Origin of the sequence: Streptomyces sp. NPDC002889, assembly GCF_042888425.1 — a bacterium.
Classification (GTDB): Bacteria; Actinomycetota; Actinomycetes; order Streptomycetales; family Streptomycetaceae; genus Streptomyces.
On record NZ_JBIAPT010000022.1, the window covers coordinates 110957 to 136530 of the forward strand.

Annotated in this window: 20 protein-coding genes and 1 pseudogene; 10 read left to right on the top strand and 11 right to left on the bottom strand. The window is 70.3% G+C overall.

Annotated features, from left to right (window positions below; translation table 11 throughout):
• Positions 1-11 precede the first annotated feature (11 nt).
• Positions 12-1511 carry a CoA-acylating methylmalonate-semialdehyde dehydrogenase gene (locus tag ACFYWI_RS29085; RefSeq protein ID WP_389238137.1) on the top strand — a complete coding sequence of 500 codons (1500 nt, stop codon included), beginning with the start codon at positions 12-14 and terminating at the stop codon, positions 1509-1511.
• Positions 1512-1653: 142 nt separating this feature from the next.
• Positions 1654-1809 (top strand): annotated as a pseudogene (locus ACFYWI_RS29090) (DUF4291 family protein); the annotation flags it as partial.
• A gap of 377 nt (positions 1810-2186) precedes the next feature.
• On the opposite strand, the gene ACFYWI_RS29095 reads toward ACFYWI_RS29090, so the two are convergent.
• Together ACFYWI_RS29095 and ACFYWI_RS29100 are read right to left on the bottom strand one after the other, a co-directional pair.
• On the bottom strand, positions 2187-3365 hold the full coding sequence (locus ACFYWI_RS29095) for a S8 family peptidase (protein WP_389238139.1): 1179 nt from the start codon (positions 3363-3365) through the stop codon (positions 2187-2189).
• Between the two features lie 192 nt (positions 3366-3557).
• On the bottom strand, positions 3558-3974 hold the full coding sequence (locus ACFYWI_RS29100) for a GNAT family N-acetyltransferase (protein WP_389238141.1): 417 nt from the start codon (positions 3972-3974) through the stop codon (positions 3558-3560).
• 161 nt (positions 3975-4135) lie between these two features.
• Between ACFYWI_RS29100 and ACFYWI_RS29105 the strand changes: the two genes are divergently transcribed.
• The 4 genes from ACFYWI_RS29105 to ACFYWI_RS29120 all read left to right on the top strand — a co-directional run bounded on the left by ACFYWI_RS29105 (position 4136) and on the right by ACFYWI_RS29120 (position 10115).
• The gene (locus tag ACFYWI_RS29105; RefSeq protein WP_389238143.1) at positions 4136-6877 is read left to right on the top strand and encodes an alpha/beta fold hydrolase; all 2742 of its coding nucleotides are present in this window, start codon (positions 4136-4138) and stop codon (positions 6875-6877) included.
• Positions 6874-7731, top strand: coding sequence for an ABC transporter permease (locus tag ACFYWI_RS29110; protein ID WP_389238145.1), 858 nt, complete (start codon positions 6874-6876; stop codon positions 7729-7731). The genes ACFYWI_RS29105 and ACFYWI_RS29110 overlap by 4 nt, the downstream gene beginning before the upstream one ends.
• A 151-nt stretch (positions 7732-7882) precedes the next feature.
• A complete protein-coding gene (locus ACFYWI_RS29115) occupies positions 7883-9457 on the top strand; it encodes a von Willebrand factor type A domain-containing protein (RefSeq protein ID WP_389238148.1) in 1575 nt (524 codons plus the stop codon).
• 184 nt (positions 9458-9641) lie between these two features.
• Positions 9642-10115 (top strand): DUF1772 domain-containing protein, encoded by a 474-nt coding sequence (locus ACFYWI_RS29120; RefSeq protein WP_389238150.1) that lies wholly within the window; start codon positions 9642-9644, stop codon positions 10113-10115.
• 247 nt (positions 10116-10362) lie between these two features.
• On the opposite strand, the gene ACFYWI_RS29125 is transcribed toward ACFYWI_RS29120, so the two are convergent.
• Positions 10363-11511 (bottom strand): sulfite oxidase, encoded by a 1149-nt coding sequence (locus ACFYWI_RS29125; RefSeq protein ID WP_389238152.1) that lies wholly within the window; start codon positions 11509-11511, stop codon positions 10363-10365.
• 220 nt (positions 11512-11731) lie between these two features.
• Positions 11732-12442, bottom strand: a complete 711-nt coding sequence (locus ACFYWI_RS29130) for a flavodoxin family protein (RefSeq protein ID WP_389238154.1) — start codon at positions 12440-12442, stop codon at positions 11732-11734.
• A 134-nt stretch (positions 12443-12576) separates the two neighbouring features.
• Between ACFYWI_RS29130 and ACFYWI_RS29135 the strand changes: the two genes are divergently transcribed.
• Complete coding sequence (locus tag ACFYWI_RS29135; RefSeq protein ID WP_389238156.1) at positions 12577-13128, top strand: DM13 domain-containing protein; 552 nt, start codon at positions 12577-12579, stop codon at positions 13126-13128.
• Between the two features lie 517 nt (positions 13129-13645).
• Positions 13646-15340, top strand: a complete 1695-nt coding sequence (locus tag ACFYWI_RS29140) for a ricin-type beta-trefoil lectin domain protein (RefSeq protein WP_389238158.1) — start codon at positions 13646-13648, stop codon at positions 15338-15340.
• 84 nt (positions 15341-15424) lie between these two features.
• Here the strand turns inward: ACFYWI_RS29140 and ACFYWI_RS29145 are convergent, their stop codons facing one another.
• A complete protein-coding gene (locus tag ACFYWI_RS29145; protein ID WP_389238160.1) occupies positions 15425-15595 on the bottom strand; it encodes a hypothetical protein in 171 nt (56 codons plus the stop codon).
• 132 nt (positions 15596-15727) lie between these two features.
• Between ACFYWI_RS29145 and ACFYWI_RS29150 the strand changes: the two genes are divergently transcribed.
• Both ACFYWI_RS29150 and ACFYWI_RS29155 read left to right on the top strand, forming a co-directional pair.
• Positions 15728-16789, top strand: a complete 1062-nt coding sequence (locus ACFYWI_RS29150; RefSeq protein WP_389238162.1) for a tetratricopeptide repeat protein — start codon at positions 15728-15730, stop codon at positions 16787-16789.
• Positions 16786-17835, top strand: a complete 1050-nt coding sequence (locus tag ACFYWI_RS29155) for a polyprenyl synthetase family protein (RefSeq protein ID WP_389238164.1) — start codon at positions 16786-16788, stop codon at positions 17833-17835. Before ACFYWI_RS29150 ends, ACFYWI_RS29155 begins: the two co-directional genes overlap by 4 nt.
• 307 nt (positions 17836-18142) lie before the next feature.
• On the opposite strand, the gene ACFYWI_RS29160 is transcribed toward ACFYWI_RS29155, so the two are convergent.
• The 6 genes from ACFYWI_RS29160 to ACFYWI_RS29185 all read right to left on the bottom strand — a co-directional run.
• Positions 18143-20071 carry a TerD family protein gene (locus ACFYWI_RS29160; protein ID WP_389238166.1) on the bottom strand — a complete coding sequence of 643 codons (1929 nt, stop codon included), beginning with the start codon at positions 20069-20071 and terminating at the stop codon, positions 18143-18145.
• Between the two features lie 189 nt (positions 20072-20260).
• Positions 20261-20575: a plastocyanin/azurin family copper-binding protein gene (locus tag ACFYWI_RS29165; RefSeq protein ID WP_389238168.1), complete on the bottom strand. Its 315-nt coding sequence runs from the start codon at positions 20573-20575 to the stop codon at positions 20261-20263.
• Positions 20576-20935: 360 nt separating this feature from the next.
• The gene (locus tag ACFYWI_RS29170; protein WP_389238170.1) at positions 20936-21325 is read right to left on the bottom strand and encodes a TraR/DksA family transcriptional regulator; all 390 of its coding nucleotides are present in this window, start codon (positions 21323-21325) and stop codon (positions 20936-20938) included.
• A gap of 722 nt (positions 21326-22047) precedes the next feature.
• Positions 22048-24492, bottom strand: coding sequence for a caspase family protein (locus tag ACFYWI_RS29175; RefSeq protein ID WP_389238172.1), 2445 nt, complete (start codon positions 24490-24492; stop codon positions 22048-22050).
• Positions 24493-24495: 3 nt separating this feature from the next.
• Positions 24496-24858, bottom strand: a complete 363-nt coding sequence (locus tag ACFYWI_RS29180) for a hypothetical protein (RefSeq protein WP_389238174.1) — start codon at positions 24856-24858, stop codon at positions 24496-24498.
• A 512-nt stretch (positions 24859-25370) separates the two neighbouring features.
• On the bottom strand, positions 25371-25574 hold a 204-nt coding region (locus tag ACFYWI_RS29185), incomplete at its 5' end, for a hypothetical protein (RefSeq protein WP_389238176.1).

A 25574-nucleotide genomic window follows, 5' to 3' on the forward strand; every position in this document is an offset into this window, starting at 1 on the left:
AGGAGCACGTAATGAAGACCGTCAACCACTGGATCGGTGGAAAGACCGTCGAGGGTGCGTCGGGTAACTGGGGCCCGGTCACCGACCCGGCGACCGGTGAGGTCACCACTCAGGTCGCGCTCGCCTCGGCCGCCGAGGTCGACGAGGCCGTCGCGGCGGCGAAGGAGGCGTACGGGACCTGGGGCCAGTCCTCACTCGCGCAGCGCACCGCCGTCCTGTTCCGCTACCGCGCACTGCTGGACGCCCGCCGCGACGACATCGCCGCCCTGATCACGGCCGAGCACGGCAAGGTGCACTCCGACGCGCTCGGCGAGGTCGCCCGCGGTCTGGAGATCGTGGAGCTGGCCTGCGGTATCACCACGCAGCTGAAGGGCGAGCTGTCCACCCAGGTCTCCAACCGGGTCGACGTCTCCTCGATCCGTCAGCCGCTCGGCGTCGTCGCGGGCATCACCCCGTTCAACTTCCCGGCGATGGTGCCGATGTGGATGTTCCCGCTGGCCGTCGCCTGCGGTAACACCTTTGTGCTCAAGCCGAGCGAGAAGGACCCCTCCGCCGCGAACCTGCTGGCCGAGCTGGCCACCGAGGCCGGGCTGCCCGCCGGTGTGCTCAACGTCGTGCACGGCGACAAGGTCGCCGTCGACGCACTGCTCGCCCACCCGGACATCGCCGCGGTCTCCTTCGTCGGCTCGACCCCGATCGCCCGCTACATCCACACCACCGCATCCGCGAACGGCAAGCGGGTGCAGGCACTGGGCGGCGCGAAGAACCACATGCTGGTCCTGCCCGACGCGGACCTGGACGCGGCCGCGGACGCGGCGGTCTCGGCGGCGTACGGCTCGGCGGGCGAGCGCTGCATGGCGATCTCCGCCGTCGTCGCGGTCGGCGCCATCGCCGACGAGCTGGTCGAGAAGATCCGCGAGCGCGCCGAGAAGATCAAGATCGGCCCGGGCAACGACCCGACGTCCGAGATGGGCCCCCTGATCACCAAGGCGCACCGCGAAAAGGTCGCCTCGTACGTAGCGGGCGCGGCGGCCCAGGGCGCGGAGGTCGTCCTGGACGGCACGGGCTACACCGTCGGCGGCTTCGAGGACGGCCACTGGATCGGCCTGTCGCTGCTCGACAACGTCTCCACCGACTCGGACGCGTACCGCGACGAGATCTTCGGCCCGGTGCTGTGCGTGCTGCGCACGGAGACCTACGACGAGGGCGTGGAGCTCATCAACGCCTCGCCGTTCGGCAACGGCACGGCCATCTTCACCCGCGACGGCGGCGCGGCCCGCCGCTTCCAGATGGAGGTCCAGGCCGGCATGGTCGGCGTGAACGTGCCGATCCCGGTGCCGGTGGGCTACCACTCCTTCGGAGGCTGGAAGGACTCGCTCTTCGGCGACCACCACATCTACGGCAACGACGGCGTGCACTTCTACACCCGCGGCAAGGTCGTCACGACCCGCTGGCCGGACCCGTCCGAGGCGCCGACGGGCGTGGACCTGGGCTTCCCCCGCAATCACTGATGCCCCACCCCTTCGTCGGACGGCCCGCACGGAAACCTCCCGTGCGGGCCGTCCGCATGTCGGGTACCGGCATCAGGAACCGCCGCGCGACGCCAAGGGCGAATCGAGGGCCCCGCAACGGAGTTTGTGCGCACTGTCCCTCATGCCCGACGAACCGAAGTACCGCATCCGCGCCCACCACACCGCGGACACCGTCACCGTCCACCAGGCGTATCACCCGGCGATCGGCGGCCCGGCCGCGCGCAGCGGCCGGTTCCCGGTGTCCTGGAAGCGGGACCGGATGACGTGGATCAAGCCGCGTTCGGACCACCTGCGCACCCGCAGCCAGACGTGCCTCTGCCGCGCCCTTGGCCAGGGCCACCGCCGCCTCGCGGCTCTCCGTCGCTGTGTACACCTGCACGTACTCAGTCATGGGCGAGAGCCTAGGCCTGACCACGCCCCGCCAACCAGGGACCGCAATGCCCGCAGCTCCCGGAATTCCGCGCCGGCGTGCGGCGGATGGCCGAGGACCAAGCGGTCGAGCAGGCCCGAAGCGGCACCACGGGCCCGTGTCGCGACCTTGCCGCAGTGGTCCGTCGGGGGCCAGGGACCGGACGGACAGAAGCCGAAGGGGTCGACCCGGGCGCGCGACGCCCTGTCCGGCCAGACCCCGGGAGGGCCTGGCCGGAACGGGGACTAGAACAGCGAGTGCAGCAGCTTGTTCGGGGAGCCCGTGCGCGGGTCCACGACCTTGCCGCTGGTCGCGTTGTTCACCAGCGCGTTCCTGACCTGGGCCGGGGTCGCCGAGGGGTGGGTCGACAAGTACAGCGCCGCGACGCCCGCCGTGTGCGGCGTGGCCATCGAGGTGCCGGAGATCGTGTTCGTCGCCGTGTCGTTGTCCTTCCATGCCGAGGCGACGTTCACCCCCGGTGCGAACAGGTCGAGACACGTGCCGTAGTTGGAGAACGACGCGCGGCGGTCATTGCTGTCCGTGGCGCCGACCGTGATCGCCTCGGGGACGCGGGCCGGCGAGGAGTTGCAGGCATTCACGGGCCAGCCCAGGATGTTGCCGTTGCCCGCCGCGATGGCGTAACTGACGCCTGACGCGATGGACTTCTTCACCGCGTTGTCCAGGGTCGTGTTCGCGCTGCCGCCGAGGCTCATGTTGGCCACGGCCGGCTTCTTGGCGTTGGCGGTCACCCAGTCGACGCCCGCGATGACCCCGGCCGTCGTACCGGAGCCCTGGCAGTCGAGGACGCGTACGGCGACCAGGTGGACGTTCTTGGCCACGCCGTACGTCTTGCCGCCGACCGTGCCCGCGACGTGCGTGCCGTGACCCTGGCAGTCCTGGCCGTTCTGTCCGCCGCCCACCGTGTCCGTGCCGACGCTCGCGCGCCCGCCGAACTCGCTGTGGGAGGTGCGGATTCCGGTGTCGATGATGTACGCGTTCACATTCGACGCGGACGTGTTGTAGGTGTACGTCTTCGACAGCGGCAGATCCCGCTGGTCGATACGGTCGATGCCCCAGGTGGCATTGGTCTGGGTCGCGGTGAGCCGGACCGTGGCGTTCTGCTCCACGTACGCCACACGGGGATCGGCCGCGAGACCCCGGGCCTTCTTCGCCGACATGGACGCGGCGAAGCCGGTGAGGGCCGTGCGGTAGGTGTGTTTCGGTGTGACGCCCAGATCGGCGGCGCGTGTGCTGCCGTCCTTGAGGACGACGATCCAGCTGTTGGGTATCGCGGTTGCAGTGGGGGCGAGACGAAGATCGCCGAGGGTCGCGCTGTGCGCGGTGGGGGAGACGGCGAACTGGAGACCGGCCGCAAGGACGACTGCGGGTATCAGCGTCCCGATGCGGCGGGCAGAGACTCTCATCTCGTGCACCTGACCTTTCGTTGACCGATCACGGACAAGGAGCGTGCATCGTGCCAGGTGGTGCCATCAGGCCGAACAGAGGCTCGTGCTGTGACCTGTGCCACAAGTTAGGTGCATGACAAAGGAATCGATGAGCGGCGGAACAATAACTCCCCTTGATTCAGGGGGAGTTCGGTACTCGGACAGGCCCCCTCAGTCGGCCGTCAGATCCCATGTGCGCATCGTGAAGATTCCGTCGTCCCCCGCCCCCGCCGAGCGGTACGTCGCCAGGGCCGGTTCATTGTCCGTGTCGACGCCGACCCACATGTCGTAACAGCCCCGTTCCCGCGCGACCTCCCGCAGTGCCTCGGTCAGTGCCCGGCCGATGCCTCGCCTGCGGAAACCCTCGTGGACGGACAGCTCGTACAGACACATCTCCGTGCCCTTGTCCGGATGCCGCATCTCGACGCCCGAGACCATCCCGGCCGGTGCGCCGCCGACATACGCGATCAGCATCAGATGCCCGTCCGCGGCGAGGAACCGCTGGGCCCACTCGGGCCTGGCCGGTCCGTCGTACAGGTGCTCCGCCGCGATCAGCTCGTCCACCGTCGTCGCGCGCCGGATGTCCATACCGGTCCCTTCCCCGGGGCGGCGCATCCCGGGCGGTCCGTCCCGGGCGGTGCATACCGCGTCTGGTGTACGGCGACGGTACTGCGTACTACTCGAGGAGGCTCCTGAGTTCCCCCTGGCGGCAGCCGAGGCAGGGCGGGGGTCCGCTTAGGGTTTCAGTCATGCAGATCCGACTTCCCCGGCCGCGCGGCCGATGGCTCACGGGCGTCGCCGCCTTCGCCGTCCTCGCCGGCGCAGGCACCTGGACGGCGGTCGCCGACGACGGCGCACCCGCCGTGCACCGCGAGGACCGGGTGCACGACATGCCCGGGGCGAAGATCGACACCTCGTACTTCACCACGGGCGGCCCTGAGCGCCGGCCGGCCGTGCTGATCGGGCACGGCTTCGGCGGCAGCAAGGACGACGTACGCGACCAGGCCGAGAAACTGGCCCGAGACGGGTACGCCGTACTGACCTGGTCGGCGCGCGGCTTCGGCGGGTCCACCGGGCAGATCGGGCTCAACGACCCCGACCACGAGGTCAGGGACGTCTCCCGACTGGTCGACTGGCTGGCGAAACGACCCGAGGTGCAGCTGGACGCGGACGGCGATCCGCGGGTCGGCATCACGGGCTCGTCGTACGGCGGGGCCGTCTCCCTGCTCGGCGCGGCCCACGACCGGCGCGTCGACGCGATCGCGCCGCAGATCACCTACTGGAACCTCGCGGACGCCCTGTTCCCCGACGATGTGTTCAAGAAGCTGTGGGCCGGGATCTTCTTCTCCACCGGCTCGGCGGGCACGACGCAGGACACGTCCCGGCCGCCGGCCGAGGCCCCGGCGGGCGGCGCGCCCGCCGCCGGCAGCGGGCGCAAGGCCGCCACCCAGGGGCCCGTGAACCCGTTGGGATGCGGCCGGTTCCAGCCCGTGCTCTGCGCCATGTACGAGCGGGTCGCCGTCGCCGGGAAGCCCGACGCCGAGGCCCGGGAGCTGCTCGAGAGCCGCAGCCCCTCCGCTGCCGGCAACCGCATCAAGGTGCCCGCGCTCATCGTGCAGGGGCAGTCCGACTCGCTCTTCCCGCTCTCGCACGCCGACGCCATGGCCAGGACGATCGGCGCCAACGGCGCACCCGTCTCCGTCGACTGGATCACCGGCGGCCACGACGGCGGGGACCGGGAGGCCGACCGCGTCCAGGAGCGGATCAGCACCTGGTTCGACCGCTACCTCAAGCATGACAAGAAGACCGGGACCGGGCCTGCCTTCCGCGTCAGCCGCACCGGCGGCGTCGACTCCACCGACGGCCGGGCACTGCTGCGCGGCGCGACCGCCGACCGCTACCCGGGGCTGGCCGACGGCATCCGGCAGATCCCGCTCGGCGGGCGCGCCCAGATCTTCTCCAACCCGGCCGGGGCCACCCCGCCCGCCATCTCCGCCGTACCCGGACTGAGTGGTGGCGCCGGTCAGCTGTCCTCCCTCGGCGTCGGGCTCTCCCTCGACTTCCCCGGCCACTTCGCCCGCTTCGACTCCGCGCCGCTCGCCCGCTCCACCCGGATCACCGGCGCGCCGACCGTCAAGGTGAAGGTGACCTCGTCCAGGGACGACGCCGTCCTGTTCGGCAAGGTGTACGACGTCGGACCCGACGGCCGCAGCCAGGTGCTGCCCTCCCAGCTCGTCGCCCCGGTCCGGATCGAGGACGCCCGCCAGGGCAAGGAGGTCGAACTGACCCTGCCGGCCGTGGACCACGAGGTCGACGCGGGCCACCGGCTGCGCCTGGTCCTGTCCGCAACCGACCTCGGATACTCCTCTCCCGCCGAGCCCGCCACGTACACAGTCGCCCTCATGGACGGCTCCCCGGCGCTTTCCGTGCCCACCGCCCCGGCGGTACGCACCCAGGCCGCCGGACTGCCCTGGTGGGTCTGGGGCCTGCCGGCCGCGGGCGCCCTCGTGGCGACCGCACTGCTGATCACCTCCCGCCGCCGGGCGCTCGCCCCCGCCCCCGACCCGGAGCTCGCCGACGTACCGCTGGAGATCACCTCACTGACCAAGCGGTACGCCAGGTCTGCCGACCGGTACGCCGTACGGGACCTGTCCTTCCGCGTCGAGAAGGGCCAGGTGCTCGGTCTCCTCGGACCCAACGGCGCCGGCAAGACCACCACCCTGCGCATGCTGATGGGCCTCATCCGGCCGGACGACGGCGAGATCCGTGTCTTCGGCCACGCCATCAGGCCGGGCGCACCCGTCCTGTCCCGGGTCGGTGCGTTCGTCGAGGGTGCGGGCTTCCTGCCGCATCTGTCCGGGCGCGACAACCTTCAGCTGTACTGGCAGGCCACCGGCCGCCCCGCGAGCGACGCGCACATCGAGGAGGCCCTGGAGATCGCCGGCCTCGGCGACGCGCTGGCCCGGGCCGTGCGCACCTACTCGCAGGGCATGAGGCAGCGGCTCGCCATCGCCCAGGCCATGCTCGGCCTGCCGGACCTGCTGATTCTCGACGAGCCGACCAACGGTCTCGACCCGCCGCAGATCCGCGAGATGCGGGACGTGATGATCCGGTACGCGGCCGGGGGCCGGACCGTCATCGTCTCCAGCCACCTGCTGTCGGAGGTCGAACAGTCCTGCACCCACCTGGTCGTCATGGACCGTGGACGTCTGGCGCAGGCCGGGCCGGTCGCCGAGATCACCGGCGAGAGCGACACCCTGCTCGTCACGACCGAGGGCGAGGTGCCCGAGCCGGTGGTCGAGAAGATCGCCGCACTGGCCGGGATCGGCTCCGCTGCCCGTACGGACGAGGGGCTGCTCGTACGGCTCGACACCGCCACCCCCGCCGCGCTGATCACGGAACTGGTGCGCCTGGAGGTCCCGTTGACGGGCGTCGGTCCGCACCGCCGCCTGGAGGACGCGTTCCTCAACCTGATCGGAGGCTCCGCATGAGCGCGCTCGTCGATTCCGCCCCCGGCTACCGGGCCCGGCACACGCTGCCGCTGCGTGTGGAGGCGCTACGGCAGCTGAAGCGCCGGCGGACCCTGGTGATGGCCGCGGTCCTGGCCGCACTGCCGCTCATCCTGATCGCCGCCTTCGCGATCGGCGGCACACCGGACGGCAGGGACAACGGGCGGGTGACCCTGATGGACACCGCCACCGCGTCCGGCGCCAACTTCGCCGCCACCTGCCTGTTCGTGTCGGCAGGCTTCCTGCTGGTGGTGCCGGTGGCACTGTTCCACGGCGACACGGTCGCCTCGGAGGCCAGCTGGTCGTCCCTGCGCTACCTGCTGGCTGCGCCCGTGCCGCGCGCCCGGCTGCTGTGGTCGAAGCTGGCCGTCGCGCTCGGCTTCAGCGCCGCGGCGATGGTGCTGCTGCCGCTGGTGGCACTGATCGCGGGCACGGTCGCGTACGGCTGGGGGCCGCTCGAGCTGCCCACGGGCGGCTCTCTCGGCACCGGCGACACGGTGCCGCGGCTCGCGCTGGTCGTGGGTTTCATCTTCGTGTCCCAACTGGTCACCGCGGGGCTCGCGTTCTGGCTCTCCACCAAGACCGACGCGCCGCTGGGCGCGGTGGGCGGCGCGGTCGGGCTGACGATCATCGGCAATGTGCTGGATGCGGTCACCGCATTGGGCGGCTGGCGTGATGTGCTGCCCGCGCACTGGCAGTTCGCCTGGATCGACGCGCTCCAGCCGCAGCTGGAGTGGAGCGGCATGGTCAAGGGGGCGTCGGTCTCGGTGACGTACGCACTGGTGCTGTTCGCTCTCGCCTTCCGCAACTTCTCCCGCAAGGACATCGTGTCGTGAGGCCCTCGGCATAGGGCAATCAGGGGCGGATCGGGCGATCCGCCCCTGCCGTTGCCGCATTGAGATTCTTCTGCAACCCCATCGTCTGCTCCTTCCGGCCGTCTCGCACGTCACATCCACAAGTGCTGACGACGCAGGGGGATGGGTCCGGATGAAACTCCGTACAAGGACACACAGGGGGCTGCTGGCGGCCGTGCTCGCCGGCGGCGTGCTGCTCACCGGCGGCTGCAGCGCCGGGGGCGACGCCACCTCCCACGACCGCGGCGGCCGCACGGCGACCGACGGCGCGCCCGTCGCCCCCGACGGCGGCAAGGCCGCGCCCGAGCAGCCGGACGGCGGCGCGGACGGCGTGCGCGAGGACGACCAGGCCCGTGAGTTCGCGCCACCCGCCGACTACCTGTCCACCTTCGCGCTCGACGTGGACACCGCCTCGTACCACTACGCCCGCCGCACCCTGGGGGACGGCTCTCTGCCCGCTCCGGACCAGGTCCGGCCGGAGGAGTTCATCAACAGCTTCCGGCAGGACTACCCGCGCCCCGAGGGCGACGGCTTCTCGGTGACCGTCGACGGAGCTCGCCCGCGCAGCGCGGAGGGCGAGATGGACGGTCAGGGCGGCGAGGAATGGTCGCTGGTGCGCGTCGGCCTGTCCACCCGCGGCGCCGACCGCGAGGGCGAACGCCCGCCCGCCGCCCTCACCTTCGTGATCGACATCTCCGGCTCGATGGCCGAGCCCGGCCGGCTCGACCTGGTCAAGGAATCGCTCGGCCTCCTCACCGACGAGCTGCGCGACGACGACTCCATCGCCGTGGTCACCTTCAGCGACGAGGCCGAGACCCGGTTGCCGATGACCAGGATCGACGGCAACCGCGACCGGATCCACTCCGTGATCGACGAACTGGAGCCGACGGACTCGACCAATGTGGAGGCGGGAGTGACCACGGGCTACGACGAGGCTGTCGAGGGCAGGAGGCGCGGTGCCACCAACCGGGTCGTGCTGCTGTCCGACGCCCTCGCCAACACCGGTGAGACCGAGGCCGACGCGATCCTCGACCGGATCGACGACGCCCGCCGCGAGCACGGCATCACCCTCTTCGGGGTCGGCGTCGGCAGCGACTACGGCGACGACCTGATGGAACGCCTCGCGGACAAGGGCGACGGCCACACCACGTACGTCTCCACCAGCGCTCAGGCCAGGAAGGTCTTCGTCCAGCAGCTGCCCACCCATGTCGAACTGCGTGCCCGCGACGCCAAGGCGCAGGTCGCGTTCGACCCGGAGACGGTCAAGCAGTTCCGGCTCATCGGCTACGAGAACCGCGCGGTCGCGGACGACGACTTCCGCAACGACCAGGTGGACGGCGGCGAGGTCGGCCCCGGCCACACCGTGACGGCGCTGTATGCCGTACGGCTCCGGGAGGGCGCGAGCGGCCATGTCGCGACAGCGACCGTGCGTTGGCTCGACCCCAGGACCCGGGCGCCGCACGAGCGGACGGGCGCGGTGGAGACCGACGCGATCGACGGCGCCCTGTGGGGCGGATCCTCCAAGCGCCTCCAGATCACGGCCGTGGCCGCGTACTTCGCCGAGGCTCTGCGCGGCGGCGGCCTCCCGGGCGCGCCGAGCCTCGGTCAGCTGGAGGACCGGGCCCGCGCCCTGGCGAAGTCGACGGAGGACAGCGCGGTGGGTGAACTGGCCGACGCGATCGAGCAGGCGCAGCGGCTCAAGGACTGAGCGATACGGGGGCGGGGCGGACGGCGCGGGGCCCCCGGCCGACCGGTGGCCGTCCCGCCCCCACACGGCAGCAGCTCAGACCTGTCCCGGTCCGCGGGGCGGGGCCGTCCGAATGCTCAACACGCCCGTGCCGTAAGGAAGAACGGAGCTGCACGGTCCGACCGGGGACGCCATGATGTGGCCCATGCCCACCCTGCTGCTCGCCCTCGCCGTCGTGTCCACCGGCCTGTACGCCGGCATCATGCTGATCTTCCTGACCGGCGTCATGCCCGGGCTCGCCCGGCTGTCCGACGACCGGTTCGTGTCGTCGATGCGCCGACTGAACGAGACCGTGCCGCGCGGCATCTTCCTCGTCGTCTTCGTCGCCGAGGTGGCCTTCCCGGCCGCGGCGCTCGCCGTCCCGGCCGACGGCCGTACCGACGCGCAGATGTGGCTGATCGTCGCAGGCCTGGTGTGCGCGGTTGTCAACCACGTCGTCACCATCACCGGCAACATTCCGCTGAACAACGCGCTCGCCGCATCCGAGAACGCCACTCCGGCCGTACCGGACAGCGAGGTCCGTGCCGCATTCGAGGCCCGATGGAACATGTTCCACCTGATCCGCACGCTGCTCGCGATCGCGGCGTTCGTGCTGCTCGTCAGCGCCTCGCTGCTGTGACGCCCGGCGCGGGTCCGGCCCGGCCCGGGCCGCGGCGCCGGACCAGCAACGTCCACGCCGGGTCCGGCAGCGAGCCGCTGACGATGTGTACCGGTGCACCCGATCCGCACACCCTGGCCGAGCCCGCCCGGCGCCGCCGGGCGTCGGGCGCATCGCGGGCCATCGGGTGCTCGTCGGCAGTCCGGTCCCTCGGTCCGTCCTGGGCGCCGGCATCGGGCCGGGCCACTGTGCGGCGGCATCCGCATGGCTACTCGGCCGGTGTGCGGGAAGTCGCCCCGGTCTCCTGAACGCAGAGCACATCGATCCGCTGCACCAGGTTGTTGGCGAACCCGCCGCGGTTCCAGGGCTGCGTCAGCGGCTGGGTGTTGCCCGCCGCGTCGGCCGCGCGTGCGCTGAGCACATGTCTGCCCGGTACCGCGGTCCAGGACGCGCGCCAGCGCCGCCAGGCCCAGCCGTGCCGATCGTCCTGCGGCTCGAGTTCGGCGGCGTGCCAGGTCCGGCCACCGTCGGTGCTCACCTCGACAGCGGTGACGGGGGCATGACCGGACCACGCGCGGCCCTCGAGGCCGAGGGTGCCGGGGCGGACCACACGGCAGCGGGACATGAAGTCCGGGAAGCCGGGCGGGATCATCAGCGCGCGCGGGGCGATACGGGTGACCGGCGCCCCCGGCTCGTCCGGCTCGCGACGGAGGCGGTAGGCGACCTCCTGCTGGAAGCCGGTGTAGGGCGCGTCGGCGACGGTGATCTCGCGCAGCCACTTCACGTGCGCCATGCCGTACCAGCCGGGCACCACCAGCCGTACCGGAAAGCCGTGTTGCGGCGGCAGCGGGTCCCCGTTCATCCGGTGGGCCACCAGCACCTCGGGGTCCTCGGCGGTGGCCACCGCCAGCGGCAGACTGCGCCGGTAGTCCTGCTCGATGCCGCGCTCCACACCGTGGTCGGCGCCGGTGAAGACGACGTCGACGGCGTCCGGCTCCACCCCGGCCTCGGCGAGCAGGCCGCGCAGCGCAACCCCCGTCCACTCGGCCGTGCCGACCGCTTCGACGAGCCAGGGCTGGCTGACGGGCCGCGGGACGAGCCGCGCCCGCCCGTTGCCCGCGCACTCCATGGTCACCCGCTGGGTGACGGACGGCAGGGCGGCCAGTGCCGCCAGGTCCAGCGTGAGCGGTGTCCGCACCCGGCCCCCGACGGTGAGCCGCCAGTCGGCGGGGTCGGCGTACGGAATGTCGTAGTGGACCAGCGTGTAGTGGAGCCCGGGCGGGGTGACGTCGTACCGCAGGGCCTCCAGGGGCAGCCCGTGATTACGGGCGGCGAGCTGGAGCTCCTCCTCGCTGATGCCCTCGCCGGCAACTGCGAGACGCCCCGGCGCACTGATGTCACGGAGGAGTCCGTCCATGTCTCCATGGTGCTCTTCCCGCCCTGGACCGGCATCCGCCCTGGACCGGCATCCGCCCTGGACCGGCATCCGCCCTGGACCGGCATCCGGCTTGGGAGCCTCGACCGACCCACGAGCCCTTACGAGGAGATCGCGCCTTGTCCTACGTACCGGCACTCGCCGTACGCGCGCCGACCTGCTTCCCCCTCCCGCCTCGGCCGCCCCCGACCGAGGCAGGCCCTCAGCGGTGTTCCGGGTTCGGGAAGTCGAACCGGCAGCCTGCGTCCCACTCCGAGCGCTGGTTGCCGTGGGCCGGGATGCCGCCGGCGCCCTTGAGCAAGGCGGCCAGGTGCATCAGGTTCCAGGACATGAAGGTGGTGTTGCGGTTGGTGAAGTCGTTCTCCGGGCCGCCCGACCCCGGGTCCAGGTAGGAGGGGCCGGGCCCCGCCTCGCCGATCCAGCCTGCGTCGGCCTGTGGGGGGATGGTGTAGCCGAGGTGCTGGAGGCTGTAGAGGACGTTCATCGCGCAGTGTTTGACGCCGTCCTCGTTGCCGGTGATCAAACAGCCGCCCACGCGTCCGTAATACGCGTACTGTCCACGGTCGTTGAGGATCGACGAGCACGCGTACAGCCGCTCGATGACCTGCTTCATCACCGAGCTGTTGTCGCCCAGCCAGATGGGCCCGGCGAGTACCAGGATGTCGGCGGCCATCACCCGCTCGTGCAGCGCGGGCCATGCGTCGGTGCTCCAGCCGTGCTCGGTCATGTCCGGCCACACGCCGGTGGCGATCTCGTGGTCGGCGGCCCGGACGAGCTCGGTGGTGACGCCGGCTGCCTCCATGACGGCCCGGCTCTTGTCGACGAGACCGTCGGTGTTGCTGGTCTCGGGCGAGCGCTTGAGGGTGCAGTTGATGAACATGGCGTGCAGAGGGGCCGTGGGGGGCGACGTCATGACGGGAGCGCAGTGCCGGGGTCCGGGCGGGCGGGGGAACGACGCCGTAAGGCTTTCGTCATCTCTCTCAAGGATGTGGCGGACCCCTGATCCCGTTGAATGTGTACAGGCGGACACTTCAGGAGGCGGCGAACATGGGACGCGTACGCAAGCTACTGACCAGGCCCCTCTTCATGGGAGCGATGGCGGTGGCCGTGCTGCTGGCCGGCGCGGGCCTGTACTGGTTCCAGCCGTGGAAGCTGTGGCAGGACGAGACGGTTCGCGAGGCCGTGCCGGCGGTCGCCCCGGCGCCGGTTCCCCCGGCCTCGTCGCCCACGCGGCCACCCCTCGGCCCGCAGACGCTGGCGAGCGGCGAGCTGATCAGCCATGAGCACGAGACGACAGGCACGGTGAAGCTCCTGCGCCTGCCCGACGGCTCGCACACCCTGCGCCTGGAGAACCTCGACACCAGCAACGGCCCCGACCTGCGCGTCTGGCTGACGGACGCCCCGGTGAAGGCGGACCGGTCCGGCTGGCACGTCTTCGACGACGGGACGTACGTCAGCCTCGGCAAGCTCAAGGGCAACAAGGGCGACCAGAACTACACCCTGCCCGCCGACATCGACCCGGCCGACTTCACCAGCCTGAGCATCTGGTGCGACCGCTTCGACGTGTCCTTCGGCGCGGCGGAGCTGGCGCGCGCGTGACTCCGGTCGCGGCGGCCCGAGGACGGTGAACTCATCGACGTGGCCGGAGCGGAGCTCTTCTTCCGGCTGACCGGCGGACACACGGAAGGCCGGTTCCCCTTCGAGGAGTTCACTCTGACGTCTGACGTCTCACGCGCCTCACGCCTCACGCCCGGCATCGTGGGCGCGCGGCCGCACGTTCATCATGGGCACGATGGTGGTTCTACGTCCTTCACGGCGCGCTGACCCTCCATGACGGGGAGGGGAGGGACCGCTACCGCACCACATCGGCTGACGACGCCCCACCACCCTGACGGCTCCGTCGCCGATAAGAGGCACACCCACCGCACAGCGGAATCGGCCCCGCGGTGGGCGTTGGCCCCGATCGTCACGTTCCCTGAGCTGTTACCCACGGTCACACCTTTCCTCGCAGGTCCCGCTGCCTCACCATTGGCTCTTGCCTCAGGCACGTAACTCCAGCGTATTTCCGAAGTACTGGGGCGGTCGGTCGTGCCGTACTGAACGAGGAGTCAAGAGGGTGTCAGAGCTCCACCAGGTCGGTCCGGATCCTACGGACGAGAAGTCGGTCTGCCACGCCTTGTCGGACGTGGAGCTCACCGAGCGCATCCGCGCCGGTGCCCCGACCGCCCACCCCGCCACCCAGGAGCTCAAACGCCGTCACCTGCCCGCCGTCCGGACCTACGCCAGGCTCTGCGGACGCGACCAGGCATCCGGACACCAACTGGCCGTCCAGGCCTTCGGTCTCGCCACCCAGGAGGCGTGCCGGGGCATCGAGCCCCAGGGGAACTGGCGTCACCACCTTCTGATGCTCGTTCAGCGGGTGGGTCTCACCTGGGCTGCCGACAGTCGCCGGGACCGGCTCGCGGCCGACTTCGCCGCTTGGGTCGACGAGACGGCCGACGACGCCCCCGCGACGGGTCCGTCCGCATCCGTGCGCCTTGGACTCGACGCGTCGTCCGCCCTGTTCACCGCCTACTACCGGCTGCCGGAGCCGACACGGGGCATCCTCTGGTACGCGGTGGTGGACCAGGAATCGGACGCCACGGTCGCCACCTTCCTCGACCTGCGACCGGACCTCGTTCCCGAGCTGCGGATCACGGCGCAGGACGCCGTGCGCCAGGCCTACATCCGGGCGTATCTGGAGCGTGGCGGGGACAGGAAGTGCCTGGGATTCCGCCGCATCATCGAGGCGGCGGCGCGGCCGGGGGACCGGCGGCGCAGCGAGGACCTGACGGTCCATCTGGACGAATGTCCCAGCTGTACCTGGCTGGTCGCGGAGCTGACACGCATGGCGGAGGACCCCCGGGTCGTCATCGCCGAGCGTCTGCTCCGGTGGGGCGGAGCGACCTATGCGGCCCAAGCTCCTCTGCGCGGCATGCTCGACGCCGTACCGACCCAGCGAGACGGGTCGGAGCCGATGGCGGGCATTCCGGGGTTCACCACGTCCGTCAAGCCGCCGTACGGCGAAAGGGCTTCGCCGAAGGGCGCGTGGCGGACGTCGCGTTCCGTCGGCCTTGTCGCCATGGCGGTCGCGGGTGCCGTCGTCGCCGGAACTCTCCTGGCGACCGCCTCGGAGGAGCCCGTCCCGGCCCGCGACCGCGCCAAGGAGCCCCCGCTCCAAGAAGCCTGGACCACCCCGGCCGTGCCCGTCCCCACCCCGTCGGTGAGCCCCAGCCCGAAGCCGTCGAAGAAGCCTTCGCCCTCGGCCTCGCCGAGCCCCACCAAATCGGCCGCTGCCCCCAAGCCTCCGGCGCCCACCCCCTCGAAGAGCGCCCCGCGGCCGCCCGAGCCGGAACCGATCACCGCCGGAGGTGGCTATGCCCCCGTGGTCAACACCGCATCCGGACTGTGCCTCGACATCCTCGACGGGGCGATGGAGAACCGCACCGACGTCATCACGGCCCGCTGCACCGGTGCCCGGACCCAGCAGTGGAGTCTGGACTCCATCGGTCTCCTGCGCAGTCAGGAGGACCCCGACTACTGCCTTGACTCGCGCGGCGACATCGACCGTGGCGTCGGCATCTGGTCCTGCTCCTCCGTCAACGGAAGGAACGGCCTGAATCTGCTCTTCACCGTCGACGGATCAGGAGTCGTACACCCGCGGATCGCGCCGGACTTCGCCCTTGAACCCGTGGGGGACTCCGCGGGCGGTTCCCTCGACTTCGACCCGGCCGACGGGGACAGCGACCAGCGCTGGACCGCCGGCGCCTGAGGACGGGTCCTGCTTCTTCCGGTCGGCGTCGGGTACGGATGATGTCGGCCGTGTGCTGAGTGCTCCTGGTCACGGTGTGGTGGATCACCATGCCGTGCGGGGGCCGAAGGCGCCCTGGTCGCGGACGTTTGTCGTGCCGCTGCCGGCCGTGCCGTTGGTGGTGCCGTTCCGGCCACGCGAGGGAAACTCGCCGCGAGCGAGCAACCCCGGGCGGGCCGCAGCCGTCTTGATCCACAGCAAGGCGGTTCGCCGCATCCGCCGAAGGTGACGGGCGGCTCCCCGATTCCCCAAGTGCCAGGCCCAGAGCGCCAGGCGACTATACGCTATATGTATACATGCGGTGTATAGTTTGCCGGCCGGTGTCCTGGCCGCGCACGAAAGGCACCCATGCACAGCAAAGCATTCGCGCCCGAGTATCAAGGCGCCCTCACCGATCTGTCGGTGAACTCCTCCCTGACCGACGTGCTCGCCAAAGGAACCCGGCACTTGAGGGCGGCCCAGGACTCCGGCTCGCAGCAGGAGGTGGCGCGGTCCGGGCTCGCCGTGGCCGAGGCGCACCGCAGACTGGGCAACGTCAAGGAAGCGGATCAGGCGTGGAAGGCCAGTTACCGGGCCGCTCGCTCGGCCGGTGACATGGGGGCGATGGCCTGGGCGCTGTGGAGCGGTGGCACGCTCGCCCGGCAGCGGGGCGCGCTGGCGCTCGCCTTCCGGCTGCTGGGGCTCGCCGCCGAGATGGGCAAGCGCGGCGGCGACGTCGTGGCCCGCGGCTACTCCCTCGCAGGCCTGGCGGAGACCGGACGCATACAGGGCGACTACCAGGCCGTCGCCGTCCTGCACGAGCAACTGCTCGCCGAGGCGCGCAAACGCGGCGAAGCCCGCCACACCGTGTGGGCGCTGGAAGGCATCGCGCAGATTCACCGCAACACCGGCTCGTACGACACGGCCCTTGCGATGTTCGAGGAAGCGGCCGAGATAGCCGGGAAGGCCGACGACCGGCGCGGCCGGGCATGGGCCCTGCGTGGCATGGCCGACATCGTCTCCCTGCGGGACGACCCCGAACGCGCACTTGCCCTGCTCGCCGAGGCCGAACTCACCTGCCGCGAGATGAAGTTGTCCAGCGCGCTCGCCTACAACCACAAGATGCGCGCCAATGTGCTCTTCCGGGCGCGGCGTTACGACGAAGCCCGCGAGGTCTACGAGGAGGCACTCGCGGAGTTCCGCGCCATGAGCGAGCCGCGGGGCGAGGCACTGGCCCGGCTCGGGCTGGTCAAGGCGCTCGCCCAGCTCGGCCGGGACCACGCCGAGACCGCGGCGGACCTGGACGAGTTGCGTCGGACGCTCGACCGGATCGGTTTGCGTCACGCCCGGGAGATGGTCGACAAGGCCCACGCCGAACTCGGAGTGGCGCCGCTTGCCACCGCGGCGGGCGAGGAAGACGGCCACCGATGACGCTGCCGGTATCAGCCCAGGCCACCGCACCGCAGATTCTCGCCCGCTGCCGCGACCTCGTGCGGCCGGCCCTCACGGAAGCCGTCCAGCGCCTTCATCCGTGGCCGGCGGAGATGGCCGCCTACTCGCTCGGCTGGAGCGACGTGGACGGCAGGCTCACCCCCGGCTCGCAGGGCAAGGGAGTACGTCAGGCGCTCACCGTGCTCTGTGCGGAGGCCGCGGGCGCGCCCGGGGAGAACGCCGCCGTCGGCGCGGTCGCCGTGGAGCTGATCCACACCTTCTCGCTCCTGCACGACGACATCATGGACGGCGACGAGACCCGTCGGCAGCGCGCGACCGTGTGGAAGGCATACGGCACCGGCCCCGCGGTCCTGGCAGGAGACGCGCTCTTCGCCATGGCCGTGGCGACGCTGGCGGAATCCCGCAACGTACACGGCGGAACAGCGGTGCGGCACCTGGCCGGGACGCTGAACGACCTGGTACGCGGTCAGGCCGAGGACCTGCTCTTCGAGTCCCGGCCCTGGACAGGGCCCGACGCGGTGCGGCCGCACGAGTACAGGTCCATGGCGGAGCACAAGACCGGCGCGCTGCTCGGCTGCGCAACGGGCCTGGGCGCCGTGCTCGCCGGGGCCCCTGTCCCGACCGTCAACGCCCTCGCCCAGGCCGGACGGCATCTCGGGGTGGCGTTCCAGGCCGTGGACGACCTGCTGGGCATCTGGGGAGACCCGCAGGTCACCGGTAAACCGGTCCACAACGATCTGCGCCGGCTGAAGAAGACGTACCCCGTCCTCGCGGCTCTGGCCACAGACGGGCCGGCCGCACGGCGCCTCGTCGCGCTTCTCACCTCCGACCATCCACTCGACGACACCGGCGCCCGCCGGGCCGCCGACCTCATCGAGGACGCGGGCGGACGCTCCGCCACGCTGACCGAAGCCCACCGCCACCTGGACAGCGCCCGCGACTGTCTGACGAGCATCCCGCTGGTACCCACGGCGGTCGACGAGATCCTCACGCTCCTGCCGTTCCTCATCGACCGCAGAATGTGACGGACCGCCATACACGCCCGGGCCGCGCCCAGCCGCGGGCGTGGCCGCGGCATCGGACGTGCGACCCCGGCCGCATCCCTTCCGGCCCTGCGCGAGGCGGAAACGAGGAGCCGGACCGACCAGCCGCGACCACCGGGGGACGCGGGCCGGCCAGACGCGCTCGGTGACACCTGGCCCGCACCCGCTCCCTCTCCCCACCACGCCCGTCGGACCGCCCCCACCGCACCGAGGCCGGCGCTGCGGTGCGCCCCCCCGCGTCGCGCTCGCTGAGCTGCCTGAGCGGCAAGGGCTCCTCATCGGCGCGGGATCAGCCCTCGACGTCGACTCCATAGCTGCGTGCGAGCGCGTCGAGGCCGTGGTCGAAGCCCTGGCCGACGGCGCGGAAGCGCCAGATCGGCCCCCGCCGGTAGATCTCGGCGAGAAGCATGGTGCGCTCGGTGGTGGCAGCGTCCAGCGCAGCCTGGGCGAGAGGCGCCGCGCTGCTGCCCGCACCCGTGGTGACCTGGATCGCGCCGACGTCGCCGAAGGTCGGGGTGCCGTCGATGGCGGCCGCGATCACCACCTTGCGGACCGCCGGCGGCAGTGCGCCGAGGTCGGTCGTGATGGTCTGCTCGGTCGGTCCGTCGGTGAGGAGCCGTACGGTCCCGTCCGGGCTCTCCGGCGCTCCGTAGAAGATGAAGTTCTCGTCGCGGGAGACCTGGTCGTCCTCGTCGACGAGGAAGCCGACCAGGTCGATCTCGCACGTCGTCTGCTGGGCCCAGGTGGCGGTGACACTCCAGCTGGACATGCGGGTCTGGCCCGGAAGATCGACGACGCCCCCTCTCGGCAGGACCTGTAGGGCATGCCGCAGGTCGGTCGAATGCCCGAGAAGGGCGGCGGTGGGTGCGTCGAGCCAGTCGGCGGTGTAGGTGGGGATCTCCAGCGAGGCGATCCGGCGCATGCGGCGGTCGGTGTCACCGCCGGCGAGCAGAACCACGTCGGTGACGCCGGCTGACAGATTGATCGCAGCGGCTCCGCCCAGTTCGACGACTCGGACGCGTGCGGCTGCAGCCTTCGGGTGTGTGCCGCCCAGGACGAGCACGCGGCGCCCCGCCAGCGGCTTGCCCCCTTCCCTCACCGCAGGTGCGGGGCCGGGGGTACGACTGCCGTTCTCCGGCGCGGCGGGGACGGCCGCCTCCTCCTCGGCCCGTGCTCCCTCGTGCGAGGCCTGCTCGGCCCGAGTTCCCTCGGCCCGTGTTTCCTCGCGCGGTGCCGGAACCATGGGCTGTGGCGCATCAGGCTCAGCCGGTGGGGCGGGCACAGCCAGGGGCTCGTGCAGTGTTCCTGGACGGACATCTCCCAGCAGCCGCAGGAAGGTGTGCTCATCGATGACGGGTACGCCTTCGGCAACGGCGCGCCGGGCCTTCGCCGACTCGGACGCCTTGTCATCGGTGACGAGCGCACTGGTGTGCCGACTGACGGAGGACATCACGTTCAACCCGGCAGCCACGGACCGGGCGACCAGTTCGGCGCGGGCAGTGGCCGTACCCCCCGTGATGGCGATCTTCATGCCCTGCGTCAGCGGGCCACCGGGAGACATCTGTCCGGGGTTGCGGAACGCACACGGCGTCTTGGGCGGCTTCGGCACGAACTGTGAGTCCTGCCGAGGCGGGCAGGCCACGAGAGGCAGCGGCAGATCGAGCTGTGCAGCCTCATGAAGGGTGGCCCGCAGCACCCCGGCCAGAACGCGTGTGTCGTCCAGCGCATCGTGTGCGCGGACCTGCGGAACGCCGTAGTGGGCGGCCAGAGTGCCAAGGCGCAGATCACCGGTCGGTGGGTCCACCCGGCGGTTCAGCGCCAGGGTGCACAGCCGCTGGGAGACCGGGAGCCACAGGCGCGCGCGGGCGAACTCGTGCGCGAGGAAGTCGTAGTCGAACTGCGCGTTGTGGGCGACCAGTACGCGGTCCTGAAGCATGGCCCCGATCTGTCCGGCGACCTGCTCGAAGGTCGGGGCGCCCTGCAGCCGCTCGGCTGTCAGCCCGTGCACATGCACCGGCCCGGGGTCGCAGCCGGGGTTCAACAGTGTCGAGAACTCCCCGGTCTGTTCGCCGTCCGCGCCGATCGTCACCACCGCGACGGAGAGCACACGATCCCGGCGCGGCACCAGCCCCGAGGTCTCCACGTCCACCAGCGCCCAGTCGAAGGCGTAGTCACGCAAGTTGGGCACATCGCCGACGGCGAGGGAATCGAGACTCATGGCGGCAAGGATCGTGCGATATTCACCCCTCCTTCAACCCGGATGACCATTTGTCCGCATTCCAGGAATCGACGGTGCCGGTGGCAGCGTGACCGGCTCGGCAACGTTCACGGGGCGACCGGACCGGGCGCGGAGGCGGCCGGCGGTCCGGCCCCGACCAGTCGGAGTGCAATGGGGGCGCCCGCATGGTCAGTAACTGTTGCTCTTCGGCGATGTCTTGTTCACAGGTGCCTCGGCACCACCCACGGTGATCTCTGTCTTCATGCCCAGGTCCTTGTGCCCGTCAACGGGGCAGTAGACCTCGTAGGTGCCGGACTTCAGGGTCACTTCGAGCGTCGCGGTTGCTCCTGGAGCGAGGGTCTCCGTGCGGTGCTCTCCGGCGGGTCCTTCGATCTCCAGGGCATGGTCGTGCCGGCCGTCGTTCTTGGCGACGAAGGTGTAGGCGCCCGGCGTGAACGTCTTCTGTGACAGCGTGATGCGGAAGTCGGTGAGGTCTGCCTTCACTTGCGACACTCCCGGCTCAACCCTCTTCTCCGGGGGTGTGGACGTCGCCGAGCCATCCCCGCTCCCGCCTCCGCAGCCCGCGAGCACGCCCGCCAGTGCCCCGGCCGCCAACCCCAGCACCACGCGGTTCCGAGTGAGTGTCCTTGTCATGGCTCAGCCCTCGGTAGTGGTTCCGTCTGCAGTGGTTACGGATGAACCGCACGGAGGGATTGGGCGGCAGGGCGCCACGGGCGAACAGGAGGAGCGACCACGGGGAGCCGGAGCACTTCCGTCGGGGAGACAGTCAACGTCGGGGAGACATCCAACTCCTTATGCGGTCCGCCCCGGCGAGGCGCCGGGTGCGCCCTGAGCCCGGGCCGGTCAGCGGGGCCGGACCGCGGCACAGCGGACGCAGGTGCTTGCCGCCGGGCGCACCTCCAGGCGTTCCGCCGGGATCGGCTCGCCGCACCCCTCGCACCGCCCGTAGTCGCCCCGCTCCAGGCGTTCCAGCGCCTGATCCAGGTCGGCCAGGTGGTCGCGGGCCTGTGCCAGCAACGAGGCGACATGGGCCCGCTCGAAGGCGGTGCTCGACCCCTCCGGGTCGTGCTCGTCGTCGATCGCCACCAGGGCATTGGCCTCGACGATCCGGTCGAATTCACGGCTCAGTGCCTCGATCTGCGCGCTCGTGTCGGCACGCTCGGCCGCCACCCGCTCGCGGGCGGACTCACGTTCGATCGGAGGAAAGGCGGCATCAGAGGCTGAATCGCTCACCCATACGACAACATCAGCCCTCGGGTCCGCATTCCGCGCCCCCGCGCCCCGGGTGCCGAAGGCCCTGTGCCCTGACCTGCGGAATCCATGCGGCACTGCCATCCGATCACACGGAGCGGATGGCGACAGCGTCCTCTTGTGCTCGCGATGCACTGAGGGCTCCGCGGAAACTTCTGCAGTATTCGACAGGACCACCTGCGGAAACACGGTCTCAGCAGGACAGTGCCGGACCGATCCTCGCGATCACCGAGCGCGGTCCCGCGCTTACGCGTCTTCTGCGCCCGCCTCGCTAGAGTGCCCCTGACCAGCAAAAAGGCCCTCCCGGGAGGAGGGCCGATCTTCGTGTGCGCTGTGCGCCCCCGGCAGGAAGCGAACCTGCGGCCAAGCGCTTGGAAGAGACTGCCCCTTTCCCACTTGATCAGCAGCTTGACCAGCGGCTACGCCTGTGACTCGACGCCGCACGTTCCTCACATTCCCGCGCATCCACCGGGAACACGCCGCTCCGCGGTCAGCGCGAAGAGGTGCTGAGAGTCGCGTGGCTAGCGAGTAGATGACTGAAGCGCCCCGCGATGTCGACCCACCGCAATCAGGGCAGCCGGGACGGACCGCACCCATGAAGCGGGCAACCCTCAAAGAGTCTCAACATCGTAGAGCGACAGGTCCTATACGCCTGCCGTAAGGCCCGCGCTCCCCTCAGCCGCATCCGGCGCCTCGTCCCTTTCTCACTGAAGTCGCCACAACCGGACTGTGCTATCCACGCTGCCGCTGGCGAGCATCTTGCCGTCGGGGCTGAAAGCTAGTGAGAGGACGCTACCGGTATGGCCGGTGAGGGGGTTGCCCAGTTGCTTTCGGGTAGCCACGTCCCACAACCGCACCGTCTTATCGTCACTGCTGCTGGCGAGCAGCTTGCCGTTTGGGCTGAATGCCACCGACCAGACGACAACGCCGTGGTCGGTGAGGGGGTTGCCCAGTTGCTTGCGGGTGGCCACGTCCCACAACCGCACTACCTTGCCGCCGCTGGCGAGCATCTTTCCGTTGGGGCTGAATGCCATCGACCAGACGGTACCCGTGTCACATTCGAGGGTGTCTACCAGCGTGTAGGTGGCAATGTCCCACAACCGCACCTTGCCATTGTTGTTGCTGCTTGCGAGTAACTTCCTACCCGGGCTGAATGCCACTCGGGCGACGGCATGGGAGTAGTCGTTGAATTCCCTGTCCAGTTGCTTGCGGGTGGCCACGTCCCACAACCGCACCGTCTCATCGGCGCTGCCGCTGGCGAGCAGCTTGCCGTTGGGGCTGAAGGCCACCGACCAGGTGCTATCGGTGTGGCCGGTGAGGGGGTTGCCCAGTTGCTTGCGGGCGGCCACGTCCCACAACCGCACCGTCTTATCGTCACTGCTGCTGGCGAGCAGCTTGCCGTTGGGGCTGAAGGCCACCGACCGGGCGCTATCGGTGTGGCCGGTGAGGGGGTTGCCCAGTTGCTTGCGGGTGGCTACGTCCCACAACCGCACCGTTTTGTCGTTGCCGCTGCTGGCGAGCAGCTTGCCGTCGGGACTGAAAGCCATCGAGAAGACCTGCGTGCTGTGGCCAGTGAGGGAGCCGAGCGAGCGGACTTCGAAGCCAGGGTTGTTGATGGCGACCAATATGCCGACTGGGGTGCCCACGGTGGCAGCGGCGGCGCTGGCGGCGATGAGGATGCGCCTTCTAGATATCAGCCGTGGGCTTGTGCTGGTGGGCAGCCGGCCTGGGCGTGACTGGTCGGTGTCGTGCGCTGGGTCTGGCTTCTCGGCGGCGATGATCCCACCCACAGCGCCTTCTGCTGCAGGCCCTGGCCTATGGGCCTGTGCAGAGGGCGGCCGTTCCTCACCCTCACTCGTCGGCACCAGCGGCGTCCTGGGTGAGGCCGACTGCTTGCGCCGGACTTGGTGCCGTTCGGCTGGAGTGATCGTAATCTTCTTGGCCGCTTGCGATGGCACGGCGAGAGGCGCTGTTGCCGCTCTTTGACGGCCCTCTTGGGTTGGCGGACGTTGCCCAGGCCCTGCGGGCTGGGTGCTGTCCCGCTCCGCGGCTGCTGGCGGCGGTAGTGGCGTGGCCGGTTCGCGGGTGGCTTGGGGTGCTTGTACGTCACTACTAATAGGCCCGGGCGTCGGCGTGGTTACTGGCGCGAGTGGGGAGGTTGAAGCACGCTCCGAGGCTGGCGGGGATGGACGCTCGGGTGCCTGCGGCTGGGTTGCCAGGAGCTGTGCTGACGCGGCAGTAGACACCCTTCGGCTGTCGTCGTCGGTCAGGCGCTGGATTTCGCGGATGACACGCTGGCGCACCAGGGCGTTGCCGACGCGGTGGAGGTGGGCCAGGCCGTCCAGGGCAGCGAGGCGGTCGGTGGCGATCGGGCTGCTGAGTGCATTGCGCAGGTAGACGGGCAGGGTCCAGTGGATGTTCCGAGCGATGACGATGCGGCCCTGGATGTTGTCCTGCTTCTTGGGTCGCTGCTGCGGCATTTCGTCAACGACCCGGTCGTAGACGTAGCTGTAGAGCTCATCGAGGGTGATGTTGCCGTCGCCATCGAGATCGGCGCTGCCGTCCCGCAGACCCGCTACCAGATGACGGGTGAACACCGACTGTGCGGCTTCGCCGTGAACCTGATTGCCCTCGAAGGAGTATTGGAGGGCGTCGGATGCCGTCAGCACGGTCCGCCCCCGGCCCTGGAACGGCTCCAGCGCGTGCACCGCGGTATCGGATTTCGCCAGGCGGCCTGCCGGGAAAGCCCCGCTGTAACAGCAGTCGAGGATCAGCACCTGCTGACGGGACGTGCAGCCGGACATGGCCTGGTCGATTTGTTCGGCTGGCAGCGAGGTGAACAGCAGGCTCTCACGTCGGGTGTTGGCCATCGCCAGATAGAGCCGGCCGTCCTCGTCCTTCAAGCCGTGACCGGAAAAGTACAGCAAGGTCAGGTCGTCACGCCGCCGGTCGCGATAGAGGTCGCCGATGGCTTCCCCGACCCGGTGGTGCGGCTCGTTGACCAACGTGGTGACGTCAAACCCCGCAATGCTGGGGTCCTGAAGCACAGCCGCGAGTGCCTCCGTGTCGTGCGCCGGCGCCCTCAGCCGTCGCAGCCCCGTGTCCTGGTAGTCGTACGTGGCGATCAGGAGCGCCAGTCGGCGGGCCATGACTTATGACCCGGTATGCCGTCTGATGTATGCCTCGATCAGTTCTTGCCGCTCGGCAGCGGTCGAGTGCTCCAGCTCGATAGTGTCACCATCGATGGTCAGCGAGATGCGATGCCGGGCCGATTGCCGCCCCAGCCAGTCGCGCAGCGTGTCGATGAGCGCGGTGAACACCCCTCCAGACGCACTCAGTGCCACAACCACAGCCCCTAACGTGACCGCATCCACGGCCTTAGCGTCGGCAGGGACCGCACCAGTAGGGGCTGGGCGGACCGATTCGACCTCCAGCTCCGAGATCTCGGCCCGCAGCCCCCGCGCCAACCGATCAAGGGCCTCCGCGTCCAGCTCGGGATCGCAGGTGACAGCCACCAGAACATCCGCAACGTTGCTGGTCCCGGCCCCCTCATGCTCATCTCGCCCTGGGCCCCGCCCATTTCGTTGCATACGTCCCTCAGGTCCTCTCTCAATGGCGTGCCCCCAAGTGTGGCGACATCGGGCCATCCGAGGCAGCCGTTTTCGAGCACTGGAGAGTCATTGTGGCCAGACATCCGTGACGACTACGGTCGCGACATGGCGGGGCTGTACCTCATTGAACTGAAGCCTCACAATGCGCGGCCGCAACCATGAGAGGGGGCTGCGGGGTCAGTGCATCCGTCAGCACGAGGTTGTGAAGCAGCAACTGGTCTGACAGCTAGGGCGCAAGGGAGCCTTGGAGGTCGTCCAAGGCGCTGTGACTCCGGGGGGCAGGCAATAGCGTGCCCGTGCTGTTGGCCACGTACGCCCGATGCATCTCCGGTCAGCTCAGGGACCACCAGGCGCGGATCCAGGCCGGCGGCGAACTGCCGGACCTGAGAGGGGAAGCTGAACTGCACCGGAAGCCTTCACCGCGCAATTCTCCGTAGCCAGCCGCTGAAAAGCAGTGACAGCCGAACAGCGCCGAGCCGCCCCGTGAACAGGGCGGTTCGGCGCCTTTGCGACACCCGCTTAAGGAGTTCGATCGGGCACCACGCGGCGCCGCCTCGGCCCTGGACGACGTAGCCGCCCGTGGTTGCTCTGGACTTCTGCTGTCCGCCGACGTTGATGTC